A 20292-nucleotide genomic window follows, 5' to 3' on the forward strand; every position below is an offset into this window, starting at 1 on the left:
AGTAGTTTTACAGGCAAAGCCGAAACGGATGATAACCACCTACTGAAGTAGGTGGTTTAGGGCTGAAAAATAAAAAAGCGACAGTGACCTGTCGCTTTACATCTATTCTGTTTATGTGACTTACTGAGATAGAGACTGGCTAACGCTGAGCAACCAAGGCTTCTAATGCCGTAATCGCGGCACTCTTCTCACCTTGCATCATTACTTTGGCCTCATCAACGTACTGACCAACCCCTTCTTTCACATCTTGTTGATACAGCACCACGTTGTTTAATATCGAAGCCACATGAAGGCCTCGTAGTCGACCGACCGTAAACAGCGCAGAGGTTTCCATATCTGCACCTAAGATGCCTTTCTTGTTCCAATGTTGGCATATTGCATCCTCGTCATCGGTATAGAAACTGTCGTGAGAACGCACCACACCAAAATGATAATGCACTTTTTGCATCGACAAGTAACGCTCAACTTCCTTTAACAGTGAAAAGCTTGCGTAGGCTGGATAAGACGAATCGACATACGCTTTAGAGCCGCCCTCATCTCTTACCGCGCCTTCGGCAATGATCAACTCGCCAAGATGAATGCCTGATTGCATTGCCCCCGCCGATCCAACGCGTACCACATGAGTCACACCGCACTGTTTTAGCTCTTCCACTGCGATGATCATCGATGGCGCACCTATACCTGTACTACACACTGAAACAGGCTTGCCTTTGTAGTTGCCGGTAAACACACGGTACTCGCGGTTTTCCGACACCATTTCTGCATCATCAAATAATGCCGCGATACGATTCGCTCGATCTGGCTCGCCGCATACAATAACGAAGGGAGCGATTTGTGTTTCATCCACTCCGATATGAGGTTGTTTGGCCATTCTTCGTTCCTTAAGCAGCAGCGTGCGCTAAGGTTTTATCGCCATTGCGCTTAGCGCTACGAGCCCATTCACGCGTGCCATTGGCAGCGATGAACATAAGAATCGCGTACTGAACAGACATTGCGTAAACACCTTGCGTCGCGTAGATACCCACACTGATAATGTTAATCACGACCCATAGAATCCAGTTTTCGACGTATTTACGTGTCATCAGAATTTGTGCAACAACAGACAGTACTGTCATGGTTGCATCCCAGAACGGGAACGCGTCAGGTTCAAGCACCGGTTCAGCCAAGCCAGCACCAAAGAGATTCAAGCTATCAACAGCAATGTTTGCTAGCGCAAAGAAAAATGGGTCGATATAGATCGTTAATAATGCGATACATGCAACGCTAATAGAGGCAGTAGTAATAAGTTTCTGTTTATTTAACCAGCGAACTTCCAGCGTTTCACCTTGTGCGTTTGGACGGGTCCACGCATACCAGCCGTAAATGTTCGCACAGAAGAAAAACAATTGAAGAAGCAATAATCCGTATAACTGAATTTGAAAAAAGATAACGGCAAAAAGCGTGACATTCAGCAAACCGAATAAGTAGTTGATGGTTTTTTCTTGGCTGGCAAACCAAATGCAAAGCAGTCCAAAAACGGTACCAAAAGCTTCGATCCAACTCATTGCGTAGCCGTCGCCGATCGGAATGTTAACGAGAGTATTATTAATATCGAGTAAGGCAAAGAGGTCCATAACATGTCCTTTATTATTTTGTTTGGAATACGCTTATATTAGAGCGTGATCCCCAACAAAAAGGAGGACATTTGTCCTCCTCTTGATGCACTCGATCATAATTCAGATTCATTACTTACTTGAAAGTACCTATTTATCTCAATTATTCATTCCAAATGAACTAGGACTCGTGTCCTAGGTAGCGCTTTTTGAACGTCGATGCTGACGCGAACAGTAAAGTCGAAGCAAATGTAAACACCACGCCAGCCAAGTATACATACTCTTCATTCGCAAGTAGTTCATAAACACTCACAACAAACACCGTTAATACTAGTGAAATATTGAAACGGTGAAACCACGGCCTCTTTACTGAATACTGTGCATATCTCTTAACTAACATAAAGATTTTCCATTCATCTCAATAATTTATAAATCTAATTATAGGCTTTATTAATAATAAGCTTTTTAAGCACTATCGACACGAAATCTTTCGAGTTACTCGCAAAAAATCACACTTTTCAAATGTTGAGTTAATAAATTCGAACATCTGTTTTGCATGCTTATTTATTTTTTAGCCCATTTTTTATAAATTATATGCACTAAATTTGTTAACCATGCGTTTGTTTTTAATTAAGAGAAATTCGTCACACTGTTGCGTACAACCAATGTTGGTTCCAGTTGAACGATTTGAGCGTCGTTAGATTTGTCGTCCAGTCTTCGGACAAGAGTCTCAACGGCAGCCTGCCCCAAACGGTACTTAGGCTGATGAATGGTAGTTAGCGATGGCGACATAAATTTCGCGATATGGATGTCATCGTAACCAATAATGGACAGGTCGTCCGGCACTTTAATATCGAGCTCATTTGCGGCGTTAATCACCCCCATCGCCATCATATCGTTACAGACGAAAATCGAGCTAGGTAATGCGCCACGCTGAGCCATTTTTTTGAACGCTTGATACCCACCCTCACACTCGAAGTCCGATTCAATGATCCAATTGGCATTAAATTCCAAGCCAGCTTCGTTCATTGCTCGCTTGTAACCTTCGTATCGCATTTGCGCTTGGTGTTTAATCAAAGGGCCAGTGATGCACCCAATTTCGGTATGGCCGCAATCAATTAAGTATTTCGCCGCTAAGTAACCGCCACGAAGTGAGTTGTCTTGGATTTTATCGCTTGTAAATAGCATCGGCCCCCAGTCCATTACCACAACTGGGATATCTGGGTAACGCTCAAATACATCGATACGCTCTCCTTCTAGCGACGAGCACATCAAGATCAAACCATCGACACGCTTTTGCAATAGCGTATTAATGGATTGACGCATACGTTCGTTATCACCCTCGGTGTTACATAAAATGAGGCTGTAGCCTTTTTGGTAACAGCTACGCTCTACGCCTTTTACGACTTCGCCAAAGAATGGGTTGGTTGAGGTTGTCACGAGCATACCAATGGTTTTGGTACGATTGACTTTGAGGCTACGCGCCAACGCAGAGGGCGCGTAGTAGTTAAGCTCTTTTGCGGCATTGTTAACGCGTTCAGAGATCTCTTCGCTCACAAAACGCGTCTTGTTAATAACATGGCTCACTGTTGAAGTGGAAACCCCTGCCAGTTTTGCGATGTCTTTCATCGTCGCCATGTTACTACTCCTATTTTAATGAGGCGTTGTGCGCCTTATTGTTCAGCGAGAAACGCGTCCACCTCTTCGCGGGTTGGAATCGACGTTTGCGCGCCAAAGCGGGTCACAGAAATTGCAGCCGCCGCATGTGCAAACTTAATCGCTGATTCTAAAGGTAAATCTTCTAGGAGACCAGTGACGAATGCCCCATTAAATGTATCGCCCGCAGCGGTAGTATCCGTCGCTTCAACGCGGAAACCCGAGATGATTTCGCCTCGACCGTTTTGGCTTAACCAAACGCCTTTTGCACCGAGTGTGATCATGACAATTTCTATACCTTTACCATGTAGCACATTCGCCGCTTCTTGCGCGCTTTCGTTGTCTGTTACAGTAATACCTGTCAGAACTTCAGCTTCCGTTTCATTTGGCGTAATCACGTCAATGTAAGACAGTAATTCATCTGACAGTTCGCGAGCTGGCGCTGGGTTCAGAATGACATTGGTTTTGGCATCTTTCGCGATTCGCGCGGCTTTCTCAATGCCGCACATCGGCGTTTCCAATTGCATTAGCAAGTAATCTGCTTGGCGAATACGCTCTAAATCTGGCTCAATCGCTTCTGCTGTCAGTTTGGCGTTTGCTTCAGCTGAAATGCAAATGCTGTTCTCACCACTGTCCGACACTTGAATCATCGCGATACCTGTCGGGCAATTTGGCTGCATCTTCACACCAGTGATATCGATGCCGTCCATTTTGAAGTTTTCGCGAATGTTAATGCCGAATGAGTCGTCGCCCACACAAGCGATAAAACCTATGTCTGCATTTAATCGCGCCGCCGCGACGGCTTGGTTGGCACCTTTGCCACCTGGGATAACTTGATAGTTGCGACCATGCAGCGTCTCGCCTGGGCGAGGGAAAGAAGGCACTTGAAGAACATGGTCAGCGTTTACACTACCTAACACCACTAACTTATTCATACGGTTATCCTCGGTTCTGAATGAACCCTTTTTAAAAACTGTTTAGGAAAATACATTAGATGACTTTAACTTCTCTTCCTGATGAAGGAGTCTCGATAAAAAGTCAAAGGCATCTATACCCCACACTTTGCAGTATTTTGGGTAAGTTTGCCCTCACCTCCTAAACGACAGATATAAACGGAGGAGAGAGCAAAAATTAGGATGATTTATTGAACTTAAAACTTACTTAGTGACTACTTTTAGTGGTACTGGGATGTACTCTTCTACTTCTTCACCTTTCAAAACTTTGTCAGCCGTTTCAACACCTAAAGCACCGATAAGGTCTGGTTGCTGAGCAATAGTTGCCGCTAGTTTGCCACGGTTAACTGCTGCAATGCCGTCTTCCGTACCATCAAAACCAACGATAACGACATCTTTGCCAGAAGCTTGAACTGCGCGAAGTGCACCTAGCGCCATTTCATCATTCTGTGCAAATACCGCTTGTACATCCGGGTTAGCCGCTAGCAGGTTTTCCATTACGTTTAGACCTTTTGTGCGGTCAAAGTCAGCTGGTTGGCTAGCAAGAAGATCCATATCGCTGCCCTTCACGGCATTCATAAAGCCTTCACCGCGCTCACGCGCTGCCGATGTGCCCGCAATACCTTCAAGTTGAATGACTTTTGCTTTTTCGCCGACTTTTTCCATGATGTAGTGGCCTGCCATTTCACCACCAATTACGTTGTCCGACGCGATGTGACTAACGACTTCACCACGGCTTGCACCACGGTCTAATGTCAACACAGGGATCTTAGAACGGTTCGCCATACGAATTGCATTAGACACTGCATCAGAATCCGTTGGGTTGATAAGAATTGCTTTTACGCCGCGAATACTTAAATCCTCGATGTTCGACAGTTCTTTACTCGGGTCATTTTGCGAGTCCAGTACAATTAAGTCGTACCCCAATTCTTTCGCTTTTGCTTCCGCACCGTCTTTCATCGTTACGAAGAACGGGTTGTTTAGCGTCGAAACCACAATCGCCATGGTATCTTGAGCTTGCGCCGCTACCGATACGGTTGAAGAAAGAAGTGCAGCAGAGATAAGAGTTGCAAGTTTTTTCATCGTTCTAGTCCTTTGTGTAGGGTGAGCCAGTACACGTCTCCTGACTCGGTTTGTATTCACTGTTTTATATATACAGATTGTTATGAATTACTTGTTTTTGTTGTCTACCAATACCGCAAGCAAGATAACCACTGCTTTTGCAATCATTTGGTAGTAGGAAGAAACATCAAGTAGGTTAAGTGCATTGTTCAAGAAACCGATGATCAGCGCACCAATCAAGGTACCCATGATACGACCTTTACCGCCCATCAAGCTGGTACCGCCAAGAACAACCGCTGCGATAGCGTCTAGCTCGTAGCCCATACCCGCTGTTGGCTGCGCCGAAGAAAGACGAGACGTTACAATAATGCCTGCAAGCGCTGCTAACATACCGCAGATGGCGTAGACACCAATCTTCACTCGGTCTACATTGATACCTGATAGGCGAGTCGCAGACTCATTGCCGCCTAGTGCGTAAACATAGCGACCAAAGCGCGTGTGGTTAAGTAAATACCAAGCCGCTGCAAACACAACCACCATTAACCAAACAGGAACCGGAATGCCTAGCGCGTAGCCAGTACCAAACCATGCGAACGCATCCGCGGTGTCAGTAAAGCCTGTCGAGATTGGTCGACCTTCGGTGTACACCATGGTCACACCACGTAGTAACGTCATGGTAACCAGCGTAGCGATAAATGCCTGCACCTTGCCCTTCGCAATAATGATACCGCTGATCGCACCTAACGCTGCGCCCGCAAGTAAAGCAGTGGGAACCGCCACCAGCACCGGGACTTCAAACGCAATCATGCTTGCCGCAAAGGCACCACACAACGCCAATACCGAACCAACACTTAAGTCGATGCCTGCTGTTAAAATAACTAATGTCATACCCACTGCGATAATGGCATTCACGGAGGTTTGACGAAGAATGTTGAGAATGTTGTCGACCGTAAAGAAGTTCGGGTTCAAAAATGACACAACAACGATCAGAAAGATCAGAGCTATCAGTGATTTTTGTTCAATCAGCCACTCTTTTGTGAACAACTTCTTGTTGCCAGTTTCGGTTGGTTTGCTCATGGTATTCGTACTCATGCTGCTTCCTCATTGATCTCTTTGCCTACGGCACAGGCGAGTAATTTTTCTTGATCGGCGTCTTTCGCATCAAATTCGCCAGTGATACGACCTTCATGCATCACTAAAATACGGTCGCTCATGCCGAGCACTTCAGGCATCTCGGAAGAAACCAAGATGATGCTCATGCCTTCGGCCTTAAACTTGTTGATGAGCTGATAAATCTCTTTTTTTGCTCCGACATCAACACCACGTGTCGGCTCATCCAGAATCAGAACTTTAGGCTTCGTCATTAACCCTTTCGCTATCGCAACTTTTTGCTGGTTACCACCAGATAAGTTGCCGATGATTTGATCTCGCGTTGGGGTTTTAATGTTGAATAACTTAATAAAATCTTCCACAGCAATCACTTCGTCGCTGTGTTGAATCTGGAAGCCTTTGGTCAGCTGGTTTAGCGAACAAAGTGACATGTTCTCCTTAACCGAAAGACCTAAAACCAAACCATCGCCTTTGCGATCTTCAGAGATGTAAGCGATACCATTTGCCAAACCATCTTGCGGGCTAACCGGGTTAATAGTTTTGTTATCAAGATTGATAACACCATGCTCACTAGGTAATGCGCCGTAAATGACTTTCATGAGTTCAGTGCGGCCTGCGCCCATCAAGCCAGAAATTCCAAGAATCTCACCACGCTTGAGAGTAAAGCTCACATCCTGAACGCCAGACCCAGTCAAACCAATGACTTCAAGACAAGTTTCGCCATGTTGGACATCAATACGTGGATATTGCTCTTCTAATTTTCGGCCAACCATCATTTCAATTAGGCCATCTTCATCAGTGTCGGACACCTTGCACTCACCGATAAACTTACCATCACGAAGCACGGTAATGTCGTCACAGATTTCAAAGATTTCTTTAAGACGATGCGAAATGTATACGATGCCGCATCCTTGCTCGCGAAGTTCATTAATCACTTTAAATAGTGATTCCGTTTCGGTATCGGTCAATGCGTCCGTTGGCTCATCCATAATGATGACTTTCGACTCAAACGAAAGTGCCTTTGCAATTTCCACCATTTGTTGTTCACCAAGGCTTAAATCGCCAAGCAATGTTTTTGATGAGTGCTTTACATTCAGACGTTTTAAAAGCTTGTCAGCTTCGTCATACATTTTGCCCCACTGGATACGCCCTAAGGAGCCAGTGAACTCTCGTCCCAAGTAAATATTTTCGGCAATCGTCAGTTCAGGAATCAGGTTCAGCTCTTGGTGAATAATGCTAATACCAGCTTCCTGTGAATCGCGTGGCCCTTTAAAGGCCGCCGGCTGACCTTGATATTGAATGCTCCCCGCATCCATGTGGTAAATGCCTGTCAACACCTTCATTAACGTTGACTTGCCTGCTCCATTTTCACCCATCAGCGCCATAACACGGCCTGGATAAACATTCAGGCTTGCTTTGTCGAGTGCTTTTACGCCCGGAAACGCCTTCTCAATTTCGCTTAGTTGTAGAATGGCTTGAGTCATAATCTGTCCTCAATATCTCTGGCTTAAAAAACCACGCCCGCTTGGAAAATAACGTTCGCATATGGCGAGCATTCGCCCGTTCTTACGATAGCGCGACTTTGGGCCGTGCGTGCTTTAAACGCTTCATGTGACACGTAGCTCACCTCAATAGATTTGCCCGTTTCTTCACTCTCTTTGCTCAGTTCGTTGAGCAACGCTTCATGCAAAACTGGGCTTGCATCAGAGAACTCTTCCGCAATGATGACCCCTTCGATTTGGGACTCAGATAGAATTACGCGAACAGTATCAAGAAAACTTGGTACCCCATGCGTTAGCGCCAAATCGATTCGCTGAACATGCTCTGGGATTGGTAGACCAGCATCACATATCGTGATCTCGTCGGTGTGGCCTAGCGTCGCCACCAAGTAAGAAATATCTGAGTTAATTAGGGTACTTTTTTTCATCTCATCGACCTTTCGGTTACACGTTCATACAACCATGAGCGCCTGTTTTAAAGTGTTTTCGTTATTAACAGAAAACTCATCGAAACGTTTCGATGAAATAATAATTCGTCATCGCAATTTGACCAGTGTGAGATCGATAAGGTGTGAGAATGATCTGTAATTCAATTGTCATTGAATAGGAAAAGTGCACTTGAGTCACACTTTATCATCGAAACGTTTCGATGACGGTATTTCCCTGTCATTAAGGTTAGGTTTTATACAGGGAGGAAGGAAAAGAGACGTCCAACTACTGAGAAAACCTCTAGTTAATAAGCTCGAAACCTTTCACGTCATCACAATTCTTAGATAGCTGCCTGATTTTGGAGAACGCTCACCTTACAATCTGGTTACAATTTGCCAAAACACATCATCCGTTCAGTACCTTACCTGGTACGCGACGTTTGTAGGGACACAAACGGAAACTAAGAACCATAATGAAGTTAAGCAATAGAGTCATTTTGCTTGTCGCGCCAGTGATCTTATTAAGCGCGTTAGTATCTAGCTATATTATTTATAGCATTCAAAAAGTGACGCTCATCAAGCGGGAAGACAGCTATATTCAGTTGCAAATGGAAAAGCTCGCCGGGCAGTTTCGACAAGCGAATATTTTTCTTAATAGTTATGCCTATACGCTCAGTAAAAGTGATGTATTACAAGACTATTTGGTTAATCATAACAACCCCTATCGTGAACGAGTCTTGTTTAACCGATTAGACGAGACCGCTGAAGTATTGAGCCATGGTTACAAAGGCGATGCGAGCATGGCGATCCTCGACGGCAAACAAAACCTTCTCTACTACACAGAAAACAAATATTACGAATCATCAGGTGTGGTCGACCCAAAGGTGTTAGAGTACATATCACGAAGTTTCAATGAGAGAGAGGCTTTCAGTCACACTGGCTTTATTTATAACTCCAGTGGACAAAGCATTCTTCTTCAATATGAGGTCGTCGACAAAAGAACGGGGACTCACCCTTTGAGCTTTGACTCAAAAAATGTGTTTTTTGTGGTAGTTTCCGTATCACTTGAAGCCTTTAACGAGATTAAGCATGAAATCGAGTTTGACACGCACAGCGTGATTACTTTCGCCGACAAACCCATTTATCTTGATATTCCTCTCGCTCAAACCATTGAGCTGCTGCCGCACTTTTATGCCGTGCTTTCTCCTGCCGAATATTTAATGTGGAATAAAGTCGATAAAGTGTGGCTAGAACTTGCTTTCTCCTTTGGCGTAGCGGCGTTTTTCACTATCACATTAATCATTTTGGTGTTGTACCGCTATGTGTTGCGCCCTGTCTCTCGACTTGATAAGCAGCTGAACGAACTTGAATCTAATCAACGTGACAATATTGAAAAGCTAGAAACAAACGATGAAATAGGGCGCCTCTCTGCACGCTTTTTTGATATGTATGAGGAACTTAATGTCATCTATAAAAAGACAAAACGCCTAGCTGAAACGGATCACCTGACGCAACTCGCCAATCGCCATCGTTTTCATGAGCTTGCCACTCGTGAACTTATCTCCCCTTCGCAGTTTCTGTGGGTTGTTTACGTCGATCTTGATAACTTTAAATACGTGAATGATAAATACGGGCATGAATTGGGAGATAACTTATTAAAAGTGTTCTCATCACACATCAAGAATGCTTGTCAAAAGTTCTCGCACGATTACAACAGCCCCTGCTTTGCCGCCAGGTTATCTGGTGACGAATTTGCAATTTTGCTGAGCTCAAATCAAGAGGTAAAACGCTTGCCTGATTTGCTTGCATCAGAGTTACTAAAACCGATTAGTAATCTCAGTTCATCTTGGAGTAATTCATTTCCCGTTACGGCAAGCGTAGGTATTGCACAATATCCTCAAGACGGTACTGACATCGCGAAGTTACTCTCCAGTGCCGATGCGGCTATGTATCAAGCAAAACGGGCAGGGAAAAATCAATACGCCTATTATTCAGCCGCTCTCAATATTGAGTCTCAAAGACGAAGTCAACTTGAACGTGCGCTCCGAAAAAGCAATGTAGAGGAAGAATTTCACCTTGTTTTTCAACCCTATATGAACAATCGAAGCAACGAAATTGAGGGGTTAGAAGTCTTGTTGCGCTGGGAAGCCGAAGGTATCGGCCCTATCCCTCCAAAGGAGTTTATTCCAATTGCAGAGCAAGCCGGATTATTTGATAAAATTGACCGCTGGGTTTTCGCCAATGCAACGGCGGAATACCATCAATTAAGGAATATTTTCGGTAAGGATATTGTTCTTTCGGTCAATCTTTCATCAGCAGAGCTAAACTCGATAGAAATGGCAAACTACATCCATGAACAAGCGACACTGCACAGTGTTAAACCAGAATGTATTGAGATAGAAATAACCGAAACCTTTGCCGCAGAACAACAAGGCACGGCTCTACTTGATGAGCTATCAAAACGTGGCTACCGTCTTGCAATTGATGACTTTGGTTCTGGTTACACATCGTTAACTCAGCTCGTTCAGTATCCGGTTCAAAAAATCAAATTTGATCGAGAGTTCCTCGTTACATTGATGAACACCAACAACGGCCATGTGATCAAACCTATTATTGAGCTATGCCATGCCCAAAATAAAACGGTTACAGCAGAAGGTATTGAACACAATATGATGCATGAATGGCTATCGGCATACCGCTGCGACTATATGCAAGGCTATTTATTTGGCAAACCAATGACTAAAGAACAATTGAGCTTGTGGTGGCAATCGGCAAATGACGACAGTCGATTTGATGCGTCCATGGTCAGCTCAATTAGGGTTTCAAGAACATAAGTTAAGGGGAGAAGTACAGCAGTCACAACTGTGGCGGCTGTATTTAGCTGTATATGAGCTTCATTGATAGATGCTCAGCTTTTGTTCCCCCATACCTATATCTATGACTTTAGTTGAGTAAATTACTATTTATTCGTTTTTAAACCAGCACTTCCTTGAAATCCAAACCGGTCAAATTCAGCGCTTTGACGCTATCGTACAAGCCACCTTTTTTGTACGTGCAAAACGTTCTGAGCCCAGCACCTTTTACTCTGAACAAGTCAGACTCATTAACGGCTTCTCTATTCAAAACGAGTTTCTTAAACGGTCTAGCACGACTTAGCTTACCATGACGAAGATTATACTCGGTAGCAGAGGTATCAATGGCATCAATTTGAGTGACAATGTTTAATGCTCGCCAAGGCTTTCCTTGTAGATTTAATGGTAAAAATTCGACATTCTCGCTCAACACATCGAGCTTATCCGCAATAGAAGCGGATACAGCAAGAGTAAAAGATCCCCATGCTGCAATATCAGGCCTGGGCAATGGCTTTTCACCCATAACGTCTAACCATTCAATATCAATACTTTTCCAACTGGCTTTAACAGACTCTCCATAGAGTTGGATAGGTTTGCTTGCCGTTACTTGAAGAGACATTTCCAATGGCGACTCTTGCAACATTGCAAAATCATTAACATTGGGAGTGACAATAAACACTTTATTAAATGCTGTCATAACCGTCCTTAAATAAATTTGAGCGCTTTTCTTAATGAGACGAGCGCTTTCACACCAAACCAAACCAAACCAAACCAAACCAAACATAATAGATAGAGTTTACTTTCATGTTCAAAAATTTAATGAATTAATATCTGGCGTTCTTATCTTTTAATTTCTAAGTTTTATTATTTATATATTTTAATCCACACGATAGAATTATTTTTTCAATTTTTACTATGTACCTTCCTTATGTAATCGAATAAGTTAGAGAATAAACAATAGCACGCATCACTTCACTTTTGTCGAGCTCATCACTCTCACTTAAACGATACATTCACAAGTTCAATTTTTGTACGACTTAGACTTAGCTTTGTCAATCGTGAATTAAAAACAACCGATTAACCGCTGTTTTACTGCCTTTTCTTACCACCCTGTTGTTTATTCATACATTATAAATGCATTTATACACATAACGATTCGGCGTTACGATTTGTTACGAGTTAAATCACAAACTTTTGAGGTATTGGATAAAGCGTAGAAAAAGAAAACACATTGAAATAAAAAGAGTTTCTAAAGTACGAAAAATAAAACGCCGTTTTTATAAATTAGCAACTTCACAAATATCCTTAAACACAGTTTTATTAATTACATATATCAGATATTATTTACGCCGAAGTTTATAGAAATCATCGTTAAACTTCATATTTTTTATAAGTTTCAATTAGTTAGTTTTTAACTCGAAAACTTATCGTCAACCCAATATTAAGCACCTAAGCGTGCAATAAGAAACATTGGGAATAGAATTATATTGATGTGCATGTTGTTTTAACGAATGCATGAAGCAATCGGTAAATTTGTAACACCATAGAGTTTTATTTAGCCAAGATGAAAAAGTTAATTTTATTATTTACATGTGCGCTGTTGTCTGTCTCACCTTTTGCTTTTGCAAAACAATCAGATAACGAACCCAGGGATCATTTACGACCAAAGCAAGTTGAACATGTGTTTAAACAAGCCAAGCTAGATGGCATAGTAGACTTTAAGTTGTTCAGTGACGCTTACATCGCTTATCAGAAGACACCCGATAGAAAGAAGTCGGTACTAACGATCATCGACTATAGTAAACCATCAACTGAAAAGCGTTTTTATGTGGTTGATTTAGATAAAAAGAAGCTAATCTACAATACGTATGTTTCTCACGGCGTGAACAGCGGAAAGAAAACAGCGACACAGTTTTCAAATGTCGTGAACTCGCGAAAAACATCATTGGGCACTTTTTTGACTGATACCACTTACTACGGCTCAAATGGCTATTCACTTCGATTAGATGGGCTAAGCTCTGGATTAAACGACAAAGCTCGCGAGCGTTACATTGTCGTGCACGGTGCCGATTACGCAAACCCTTCCTTCATCAAGAAGAATGGATACCTCGGACGCAGTTGGGGTTGCCCTGCTTTGCCAGAGAAGTTGTCTCGCGAGATCATTGACACTATAAAAGGCGGCAGCGTTATTTACGCAAGCGCGTAATACCGATGCGACACATATGGGGAAGAAAAAAGAAGATTCTATTTCTTCCCCAGTAATAATCCTGTTAGCTTAATCGTCCTTGTGCAACGACTCTCTTTCCATTTTCGCTTACTCGAAAGCGAAAACTATTGTGTTATTCGCTAATATACCTAAGTGCGATCAGAAAACTCTGTTCATCCCCCTTCCATCTCGTTAGTATACGCTGAGTTCATCAGACACTGGCTTTCATCGTTATCATAGTTCCACTAAGATTCCTTAATCATGGTGGGTAACTGTGGCTTTATATGTTTAGGGTTACTTCTTGCGTTATCTACACCGTATATTATTGATGCTTTCTTTGTCCCTGCTCTCAGGGCTCATCACAGCTTCATATGCGCATGAGTGGCACCACACCAAACATTACACTTCCGAGCGCCTACTTAAACTCTCTCAACAAGACGATTTTGAGCTAGCACACACTGATTTTCATGCCTCAGCTTCTCTGAGCTCTTGGGGTTCAGAAAGTTACTACCTACATATAAAGCGCGAGTTGTTCGGGCTTGTCTCCTGTCGCCGAACATCAGCTACTGATGGCGTTTTATCATCAGATTTTACTCCTGATTATTTTTTACTTATTGCTTTCTCTTCTCCACCACTACTGGAGTTGGCAAAACAAGCATCTCGCTTACCTCTAGACAGTTATGGCGGACTCATGAGTCAACGCTCTCTTTATCGCCTCTCAGGAAGAAAGGAAGCGAACTTAATGTACGTCTTTACTCATGGTCGCAACGCCTTCTCTGTTGTTTAACTTTTTATGACATACAGAGAACACGAAAATGTAACGATAAGAGCCAATATGCTCATTGTTACTAGAACCAATTTGAGGTCCATATAATGACAAGAATCGCTACAACCATCGCACTAGCATTACTATTTTCAGCGGGCTCAACCTTTGCAAACACAGAAACTAAGCCAGAAGAAATGAGTAACGACACTCTGTTAGAGTGTGCCAACGTTTCTAACGCACGTATTGCAGTTCCGGAACACAGAGCGATGTTCAGACACTACTTAATGTCTGAGAGAGACTACAGCTTTGACCAGCTATCGTCTGCCGAACTCGAATTTAAAGCAGCAGATAAGAATGAGTCTGAAGTAGAGAACATCTACAAGTCTCAGTGCAAAGAAGTTGGCGAATACCTATATAGCATTGGCTATTAAATTCGAAACCCTAACGACACTCAAAAAGAAAGGCGCAATGTATGCGCCTTTCTTTTTACTGACAAAAGCCTGTCGATTAGATGTCTAATCTGCATACAAGCTTAAAAGTGCAAATCAAGTAAACTTACTGAGAAAACTCAGACACATCCTTGGGTTTACAGAACGCTCGACGTGCTTTAACAAACAAGAAACTAAGCACTCCAATCACAAGAGTAATTATTGGTGCCGCCATTAATAGCATTGTGATTGCTTTGCTCATATTTTCCGGTAGCAAAGGAAGTAATGAACCGAAACCGCATAATATCAGCGTCCATAAAATCGCACTCAGCCACGCAAAGTAATGGAATTTACTAATACGTTTCACTCGCAACCCCATCATTAATGGCAATAGGGAACGAACAACCGGAATAAACCGCGCGCACAAAAGCGCAATCAATCCATGTTTACTGAGTAATACGTCGACTTGTTCCAAACGCTTTTGAGGAACCGCACTCACCCAGCCTTGGACCTTAGGTAAGCGATTTAGCCACTTGCCTTGTAAATAAGCCGCCCAACTTCCCAACCCCGCACTAACAGCTATCACCAACATGATCATAATTGGGTCAAGGACGCCAACCGCCGCCAGCGTACCGGATAATACGACGACACTGTCGCATGGGAAAGGTGCAGCAGGAATAAAACCACTTTCCAAAAAGATAATCACAGCAACAACAAAATAAACCAAACCTGCACTGCCTGGCGCCATTAACGCCGTGAAATCTTGATGCCAAAAAGCACTCAAGACCTGAATGATCGAATCAAACATAAACCGCTCCTAAGCATAATTAACCAAAAAGTTGCAAAAACATGGAATGTGTTAGCGAGCATGTATAAAGCGGTATATGAAATTCGATTCTTTTCTCACTCCGATTCTGTATTTAAAGTGAGTAAAAATACTTTCAATACAACAACCTAAAGTCTCAATGCCGATGCGTTTTAGCCGCTTCATCGAGTAAATTGCCGAACGATGCGCCCACCATGCTACATCAAGCATTTCAAACCATTCGGGTTCTACATCGTCGTTCGAGCTCATTTCCTTAGCATGGCTAACCCTCAATATGTTCCGGCTGTTTAAACTCGGATAGTCTTGTTGTATTGGAGAGATAGGATGTTCTGAAAAGCGCTTCGACTTAGCGTCAACAGCGATATTCTGGTTATGAACGGAAAGAAAATTTGGGTGTGAGTGCGGCAGGCTCATGCTCGGAGCCAGCAAGCAGAAAAGTAGTCCGAGTAAAGCAATCAGAGTCGTACGCACAAAGGTAACCAAAACCAAAATAATAAGTTCTTTTAACCCTGTGCGTAACTATTGGCAATTAGTATTCTTAATCGTTAAGAATACTAATTATTTTTCACCGTAAGGGTAGCTTTCAAACATCTTCGCGATTTCTTCTTGGATGAGAGATTCTCTTTTCTCAGAGCTCATTGACTCAGACAGTTTACGACTTGAAACGCCTTTCCAAACGACTTGATTAGCCTTTGCATCAACCAGTTCAACCACCAACTTCCCATACTTACGTTCTTTATATCTTTCTGGGCTTGAAGTGATCACACCAAAGCTATTCCAGCCATAGCCAAAGCTCACCGACGATCCTGAAGAAACAAGCTCGGATTCTTCTACGATATCATGATGTACGTAAAGGTCACCGCCACTATTTACCTTAATTAAACCCTTACCCTCAAGCTGTTCAGCAAGCCCTTGCTCAATACGTCGACCATCAATACTGGTAGGAGCTTCCGCCTGAGCACCGAAGTCAAACGTTCTGTAAGCTGAAAAGTCGGCTTGTTTATCTACATCGGTTGTAACGGTAGTACAAGCAGATACCAGCATCACCACCAGCCCTAATATCAAACCTCTCACCATGTTAAATCTCCTTTGGTTAAGCTGACTGTTTCAGCAGAATTACCCTGTGTTATACATACGCATCAACAGTAAAAAGTAATCATTTCAATATCTAGTCTTGACCATGAAACGTGACTGTTCAATAAACGAGATTAACCTTTACACAGAAAATCTTGAATATCATCAACATCTAAACACCTAAGAATTCGGTGTTTACGACCTAATTGGAAGCCCCTAGGCTTAGTAGCAGAATCGCGAGTGCCACAAAAAACCAGAGACAATGAACACTTTAACATCAGTCCGCTACTTTTTTAGGCAACTGACAAACATTTGATGAGAAAAGACTTTTCTTTTTCGTGCAGTGTGGCATATTAACTGAGTCCTATCGATGCGCGGGCATCGTATAATGGCTATTACCTCAGCCTTCCAAGCTGATGATGCGGGTTCGATTCCCGCTGCCCGCTCCAATCTCTTTATCCAATTTACTCATAAAAATCCGATGGCGGAGCGAACAAACGGCGGCAGCGTTGTTTCCATGATAAGTTTGGTCGAGTTACGTCATAAAACATGTCTTTCCATTCTGCAAACGTCACGCGGATGGGATTAAAGCTGTTTACAGGTTTAGAAACCCCATATCGAACCGTTTCCACCTCTGGTTCAAACGTTCCGAACATTCGATCCCAAATAATTAATACACCCGCATAATTTTTGTCGATGTACTGACGGTTCACACCATGATGAACGCGATGATGAGACGGCGTGTTAAATACCCACTCTAGTGGCCCGAGCGAACGAATTGATTGGGTGTGAACAAAAAACTGTAAGCCCAGATTAAACAACACAACGAAGACAACCCATTTTGGCTCAAAACCAATAATCACCAAGGGCAACCAAAAAATCCACATCCCCGCTAGCGGATACATTAAACTTTGACGAAATGCGGTACTGAAGTTCATTCTTTCCGAACTGTGATGAACAACGTGCGCGGCCCACATCCAACGAATACGATGGCTAGCCCGATGAAACCAGTAATAGAAAAAATCTTGCAGGACAACAAGTAAAAGAAAAGCTGAGACGCTCATTTCGATATCAAACAAACGCCAATCAAACCACCACAAATACAACTGAGCAATCAGTAAACCCGTGAGTATGTCTGTCGCTTGGTGTAAGCCCGCAAGAACAAAATTACACGCTACTTCAGGGAAGTAATACGTCGCGCTTTCAGGCAAGCGTCCCCTTCTTTGTCCGAACCAATATTCGGCAAGCATGCAGAAAAAGAAAACTGGAGCCAGAATCATCAGAAGTAATTCTGGGCGGTCCATCAACTGCGTCCAATCCATTGTGTTTCTACCATTTTGCATAGTGATCTTCAGTAAGACCCATAACTTCTTCTAACTGATGTTTGATGCCATTTCCATCGATAAGATAGCCAGAGAAATAACCGATATACTGACGAAAGTTACTTTTGAGAAGCCAAAAATTTTTCTTCTCTGAGCGTCGATTCAAAGGCGTGAACTGTAAGTTAACTCGTTTATCTTCAGACGTAATATGCCACTTTTGCCCTTCATCACTTCGTGAAAACTGAAACTGCACAGGTTGCAAAAAGTGACGCTGACCATTAATCCACAATACATTTTCGCAATAGCCAGTTTCATTAACGCCAGCTGCCAAGTTCAACCCCAGACGCCTGTCATCCTCAAAGCAATTGATACTCGCCCAGCGCCAACTTGTTTCTCGCCGCATGTACCCAGCGGAAAAATCGTAACCAGCAGCCACCTCTGAAAGATCTTGCTCTTTTCCTAATATGAACAAGTTACCGTCTACTGCTAACGCATTGTGCTTCTGAGTATATGTCCAACCCGCATAACCTGTTGGCGTACACAACATTAATGGCAAACTCATGTTTTCTGGACGTAAATAGAGATCCGCATTGACTGACTCTGTCACAAAGTGGACGTGCCAAATACCATCCTTAATAGAAAACTGAACTCTTTTGTTAGCAAGATGGGCAAGACTGCACCAACTGGAAGGCTGAGTTTGATAACCTATATTAAAAGGTTTCAACCATTGTTGCTCAATCAACTTATTCTTTTTAATATCAAACAGGTAGCAAAAGCCGGATGCTAAATACCGTATATCAGCAATCGCTACTCCAATGACGTAATCAGGTGTGACCAAATTGACGAACTGAAACTGCTTATAATCGCGGTAACGGCGCCACTTAGACACTGGCTTATCCATCTCATCGAGGTAAGTAAATTTATCTAGCTGTAACGATGTTGGAATTCCATCAAGGTGGCCAAACGCTGGTAGACCATTCTGCTGAATAAACGAGTTCAGAACCTTAAGCTCATCCATATAGTTGTCTTTTCACAAGTTATCACACACCAAAACTTTAACATGACGTTAACATAAACAATTTGCGTAACTGCACAACAACATCGACTAAAGTGATTTCTGCTTGTTATATGTGAAACTGATCACTCAACCACCCGCTTACTTAGCTCGCCCTACCTATCTCAACCAACACTGCCTGGGTTAGAAGCTGCACATTCTCATCCGCAGGAAAGACCACTACAACCATTGAATCTTGGTCAAAATCACTATTTAATGGAAATACATTCATATAAACTGATTGCCTATTCACATCAAGGAAGAAATCTATGTCATACATACACGATACTATTGTTGCGTTGCAACACAGTAGCCCTGCGCAAAAAGAATTTTACCAAGCGGTAGAAGAAGTATTAACTTCTCTCGCGCCGGTAATAGAAGGCAATAATAAATATAAGGAACAAGCGATTATCCAGAGGATCGTCGAGCCAGAACGTCAAATCATGTTTCGAGTTCCTTGGGTTGATGATGCTGGAAATGTACAAGTAAACAAAGGTTATCGAGTTGAATTCAACTCTGCTTTGGGGCCGTACAAAGGAGGATTGAGATTCCATCACTCAGTCAATGCGAGCATCATAAAATTTCTCGGCTTTGAGCAAATCTTTAAAAACGCACTGACTGGCCTTCCTATCGGTGGCGGCAAAGGCGGTTCAAACTTCGATCCTAAAGGAAAATCCGACGGCGAGATCATGCGATTTTGCCAATCATTTATGAACGAGTTGTACCGTCACATCGGTCCTACCACCGATGTGCCCGCAGGCGATATCGGTGTCGGGGCGCGCGAAATTGGCTATATGTTTGGTCAATACAAACGATTGACGGGCCGCTACGAAGGTGTGCTTACAGGCAAGAGTCTGCTTTGGGGTGGCTCACTCGCCAGAAAAGAAGCGACAGGATATGGCGCCGTCTATTTTGCAGAGTGCATGCTCAACGACCGCAACGATTCATTGAAAGGGAAAACTTGCCTCGTTTCTGGTGCTGGCAACGTGGCTATCTACGCCATTGAAAAACTGTACCATATGGGAGCAACGCCAGTTACATGCAGCGACTCTCGAGGTACGATCTATCATGAGCACGGTATTGATCTTAAGCTCCTAAAACAACTGAAAGAAGTGAAAAGAGCAAGCTTAGAAGAATATTTAGAAACTTACCCTGAAGCAGAATACACACCAGAGGGCGACTATCCTAATGAAGGACATGCTGTTTGGCGATATCAGGCTGATGCTGCCTTCCCTTGTGCGACTCAAAATGAATTAACGTCAGACGACGCACTGGCTCTTATCGAAAACGGATGTATTTTGATTAGTGAAGGGGCGAACATGCCAACCACCCGTGATGCTGCCAATATTATCGTGGACTCGGACATAGCTTATGGGCCTGCAAAAGCGGCTTTGTTGCGGAATTCAACTTGAGAGCGAACACTAGCTAAATCGTTTGTATTTTAAACGATATACTGGGTTTCGG

20 protein-coding genes and 1 tRNA gene are annotated in these 20292 nt (G+C 43.1%); 6 read left to right on the top strand and 15 right to left on the bottom strand.

What is annotated here, in order from left to right:
- Nucleotides 1-139: 139 nt before the first annotated feature.
- The 9 genes from R8O11_RS23185 to rbsD form a co-directional block, all read right to left on the bottom strand.
- On the bottom strand, nt 140-871 hold the full coding sequence (locus R8O11_RS23185) for a nucleoside phosphorylase (RefSeq protein ID WP_137282702.1): 732 nt from the start codon (nt 869-871) through the stop codon (nt 140-142).
- A gap of 10 nt (nt 872-881) precedes the next feature.
- Nucleotides 882-1613, bottom strand: a complete 732-nt coding sequence (gene pnuC / locus R8O11_RS23190) for a nicotinamide riboside transporter PnuC (RefSeq protein ID WP_025767870.1) — start codon at nt 1611-1613, stop codon at nt 882-884.
- Nucleotides 1614-1773: 160 nt separating this feature from the next.
- Complete coding sequence (locus R8O11_RS23195; protein ID WP_005499106.1) at nt 1774-1992, bottom strand: hypothetical protein; 219 nt, start codon at nt 1990-1992, stop codon at nt 1774-1776.
- A gap of 230 nt (nt 1993-2222) precedes the next feature.
- Nucleotides 2223-3230, bottom strand: coding sequence for a substrate-binding domain-containing protein (locus R8O11_RS23200; RefSeq protein WP_318194497.1), 1008 nt, complete (start codon nt 3228-3230; stop codon nt 2223-2225).
- 35 nt (nt 3231-3265) lie between these two features.
- A complete protein-coding gene (gene rbsK / locus R8O11_RS23205) occupies nt 3266-4183 on the bottom strand; it encodes a ribokinase (RefSeq protein ID WP_005373140.1) in 918 nt (305 codons plus the stop codon).
- 222 nt (nt 4184-4405) lie between these two features.
- Nucleotides 4406-5284 carry a ribose ABC transporter substrate-binding protein RbsB gene (rbsB, locus tag R8O11_RS23210; protein ID WP_005373143.1) on the bottom strand — a complete coding sequence of 293 codons (879 nt, stop codon included), beginning with the start codon at nt 5282-5284 and terminating at the stop codon, nt 4406-4408.
- An 87-nt stretch (nt 5285-5371) separates the two neighbouring features.
- Nucleotides 5372-6355 (bottom strand): ribose ABC transporter permease, encoded by a 984-nt coding sequence (gene rbsC / locus R8O11_RS23215; protein ID WP_318194498.1) that lies wholly within the window; start codon nt 6353-6355, stop codon nt 5372-5374.
- Nucleotides 6352-7857, bottom strand: a complete 1506-nt coding sequence (gene rbsA, locus R8O11_RS23220; protein WP_005373147.1) for a ribose ABC transporter ATP-binding protein RbsA — start codon at nt 7855-7857, stop codon at nt 6352-6354. Before rbsA ends, rbsC begins: the two co-directional genes overlap by 4 nt.
- A gap of 23 nt (nt 7858-7880) precedes the next feature.
- On the bottom strand, nt 7881-8300 hold the full coding sequence (rbsD, locus tag R8O11_RS23225) for a D-ribose pyranase (protein ID WP_005382620.1): 420 nt from the start codon (nt 8298-8300) through the stop codon (nt 7881-7883).
- 473 nt (nt 8301-8773) lie between these two features.
- On the opposite strand from rbsD, the gene R8O11_RS23230 reads away from it, so the two are divergent.
- A complete protein-coding gene (locus R8O11_RS23230; protein ID WP_154204298.1) occupies nt 8774-11134 on the top strand; it encodes an EAL domain-containing protein in 2361 nt (786 codons plus the stop codon).
- A 139-nt stretch (nt 11135-11273) separates the two neighbouring features.
- On the opposite strand, the gene R8O11_RS23235 is transcribed toward R8O11_RS23230, so the two are convergent.
- Nucleotides 11274-11849 (bottom strand): imm11 family protein, encoded by a 576-nt coding sequence (locus tag R8O11_RS23235; RefSeq protein ID WP_318194499.1) that lies wholly within the window; start codon nt 11847-11849, stop codon nt 11274-11276.
- Between the two features lie 867 nt (nt 11850-12716).
- Here R8O11_RS23235 and R8O11_RS23240 point away from each other — a divergent pair.
- From R8O11_RS23240 to R8O11_RS23250, 3 genes are all read left to right on the top strand, one after another.
- Nucleotides 12717-13358, top strand: coding sequence for a murein L,D-transpeptidase catalytic domain family protein (locus R8O11_RS23240; RefSeq protein ID WP_005373154.1), 642 nt, complete (start codon nt 12717-12719; stop codon nt 13356-13358).
- 328 nt (nt 13359-13686) lie between these two features.
- Entirely contained in the window at nt 13687-14145 is a 459-nt protein-coding gene (locus R8O11_RS23245; RefSeq protein ID WP_017633653.1) for a hypothetical protein, read from the top strand.
- Between the two features lie 86 nt (nt 14146-14231).
- A complete protein-coding gene (locus R8O11_RS23250; RefSeq protein ID WP_042522561.1) occupies nt 14232-14555 on the top strand; it encodes a hypothetical protein in 324 nt (107 codons plus the stop codon).
- 124 nt (nt 14556-14679) lie between these two features.
- Here the strand turns inward: R8O11_RS23250 and R8O11_RS23255 are convergent, their stop codons facing one another.
- From R8O11_RS23255 to R8O11_RS23265, 3 genes are all read right to left on the bottom strand, one after another.
- On the bottom strand, nt 14680-15360 hold the full coding sequence (locus tag R8O11_RS23255; RefSeq protein ID WP_017820317.1) for a DedA family protein: 681 nt from the start codon (nt 15358-15360) through the stop codon (nt 14680-14682).
- Nucleotides 15361-15411: 51 nt separating this feature from the next.
- Nucleotides 15412-15849 (bottom strand): hypothetical protein, encoded by a 438-nt coding sequence (locus tag R8O11_RS23260; RefSeq protein ID WP_318194500.1) that lies wholly within the window; start codon nt 15847-15849, stop codon nt 15412-15414.
- An 87-nt stretch (nt 15850-15936) separates the two neighbouring features.
- On the bottom strand, nt 15937-16455 hold the full coding sequence (locus R8O11_RS23265; protein WP_318194501.1) for a DUF4136 domain-containing protein: 519 nt from the start codon (nt 16453-16455) through the stop codon (nt 15937-15939).
- Between the two features lie 371 nt (nt 16456-16826).
- Between R8O11_RS23265 and R8O11_RS23270 the strand changes: the two genes are divergently transcribed.
- Nucleotides 16827-16901 (top strand) — tRNA-Gly (locus R8O11_RS23270).
- A 15-nt stretch (nt 16902-16916) separates the two neighbouring features.
- Here R8O11_RS23270 and R8O11_RS23275 read toward each other — a convergent pair.
- Together R8O11_RS23275 and R8O11_RS23280 are read right to left on the bottom strand one after the other, a co-directional pair.
- Nucleotides 16917-17774 carry a sterol desaturase family protein gene (locus tag R8O11_RS23275; RefSeq protein ID WP_005373167.1) on the bottom strand — a complete coding sequence of 286 codons (858 nt, stop codon included), beginning with the start codon at nt 17772-17774 and terminating at the stop codon, nt 16917-16919.
- 7 nt (nt 17775-17781) lie between these two features.
- Nucleotides 17782-18792 carry a DUF2804 domain-containing protein gene (locus tag R8O11_RS23280; RefSeq protein WP_053307607.1) on the bottom strand — a complete coding sequence of 337 codons (1011 nt, stop codon included), beginning with the start codon at nt 18790-18792 and terminating at the stop codon, nt 17782-17784.
- Nucleotides 18793-19097: 305 nt separating this feature from the next.
- Here R8O11_RS23280 and gdhA point away from each other — a divergent pair, with 305 nt between their 5' ends.
- Nucleotides 19098-20240: an NADP-specific glutamate dehydrogenase gene (gene gdhA / locus R8O11_RS23285; RefSeq protein ID WP_318194502.1), complete on the top strand. Its 1143-nt coding sequence runs from the start codon at nt 19098-19100 to the stop codon at nt 20238-20240.
- The last annotated feature ends 52 nt before the right edge of the window (nt 20241-20292 follow it).

This window comes from Vibrio sp. 1288 (genome assembly GCF_033344475.1).

Bases quoted from the DNA above. Each gene is read 5' to 3' on its own strand.
- R8O11_RS23185 (WP_137282702.1), bottom strand. From the start codon at position 871: ATGGCCAAACAACCTCATATCGGAGTGGATGAAACACAAATCGCTCCC.
- pnuC (WP_025767870.1), bottom strand. From the start codon at position 1,613: ATGGACCTCTTTGCCTTACTCGATATTAATAATACTCTCGTTAACATT.
- R8O11_RS23195 (WP_005499106.1), bottom strand. From the start codon at position 1,992: ATGTTAGTTAAGAGATATGCACAGTATTCAGTAAAGAGGCCGTGGTTT.
- R8O11_RS23200 (WP_318194497.1), bottom strand. From the start codon at position 3,230: ATGGCGACGATGAAAGACATCGCAAAACTGGCAGGGGTTTCCACTTCA.
- rbsK (WP_005373140.1), bottom strand. From the start codon at position 4,183: ATGAATAAGTTAGTGGTGTTAGGTAGTGTAAACGCTGACCATGTTCTT.
- rbsB (WP_005373143.1), bottom strand. From the start codon at position 5,284: ATGAAAAAACTTGCAACTCTTATCTCTGCTGCACTTCTTTCTTCAACC.
- rbsC (WP_318194498.1), bottom strand. From the start codon at position 6,355: ATGAGTACGAATACCATGAGCAAACCAACCGAAACTGGCAACAAGAAG.
- rbsA (WP_005373147.1), bottom strand. From the start codon at position 7,857: ATGACTCAAGCCATTCTACAACTAAGCGAAATTGAGAAGGCGTTTCCG.
- rbsD (WP_005382620.1), bottom strand. From the start codon at position 8,300: ATGAAAAAAAGTACCCTAATTAACTCAGATATTTCTTACTTGGTGGCG.
- R8O11_RS23230 (WP_154204298.1), top strand. From the start codon at position 8,774: ATGAAGTTAAGCAATAGAGTCATTTTGCTTGTCGCGCCAGTGATCTTA.
- R8O11_RS23235 (WP_318194499.1), bottom strand. From the start codon at position 11,849: ATGACAGCATTTAATAAAGTGTTTATTGTCACTCCCAATGTTAATGAT.
- R8O11_RS23240 (WP_005373154.1), top strand. From the start codon at position 12,717: ATGAAAAAGTTAATTTTATTATTTACATGTGCGCTGTTGTCTGTCTCA.
- R8O11_RS23245 (WP_017633653.1), top strand. From the start codon at position 13,687: ATGCTTTCTTTGTCCCTGCTCTCAGGGCTCATCACAGCTTCATATGCG.
- R8O11_RS23250 (WP_042522561.1), top strand. From the start codon at position 14,232: ATGACAAGAATCGCTACAACCATCGCACTAGCATTACTATTTTCAGCG.
- R8O11_RS23255 (WP_017820317.1), bottom strand. From the start codon at position 15,360: ATGTTTGATTCGATCATTCAGGTCTTGAGTGCTTTTTGGCATCAAGAT.
- R8O11_RS23265 (WP_318194501.1), bottom strand. From the start codon at position 16,455: ATGGTGAGAGGTTTGATATTAGGGCTGGTGGTGATGCTGGTATCTGCT.
- R8O11_RS23275 (WP_005373167.1), bottom strand. From the start codon at position 17,774: ATGGATTGGACGCAGTTGATGGACCGCCCAGAATTACTTCTGATGATT.
- R8O11_RS23280 (WP_053307607.1), bottom strand. From the start codon at position 18,792: ATGGATGAGCTTAAGGTTCTGAACTCGTTTATTCAGCAGAATGGTCTA.
- gdhA (WP_318194502.1), top strand. From the start codon at position 19,098: ATGTCATACATACACGATACTATTGTTGCGTTGCAACACAGTAGCCCT.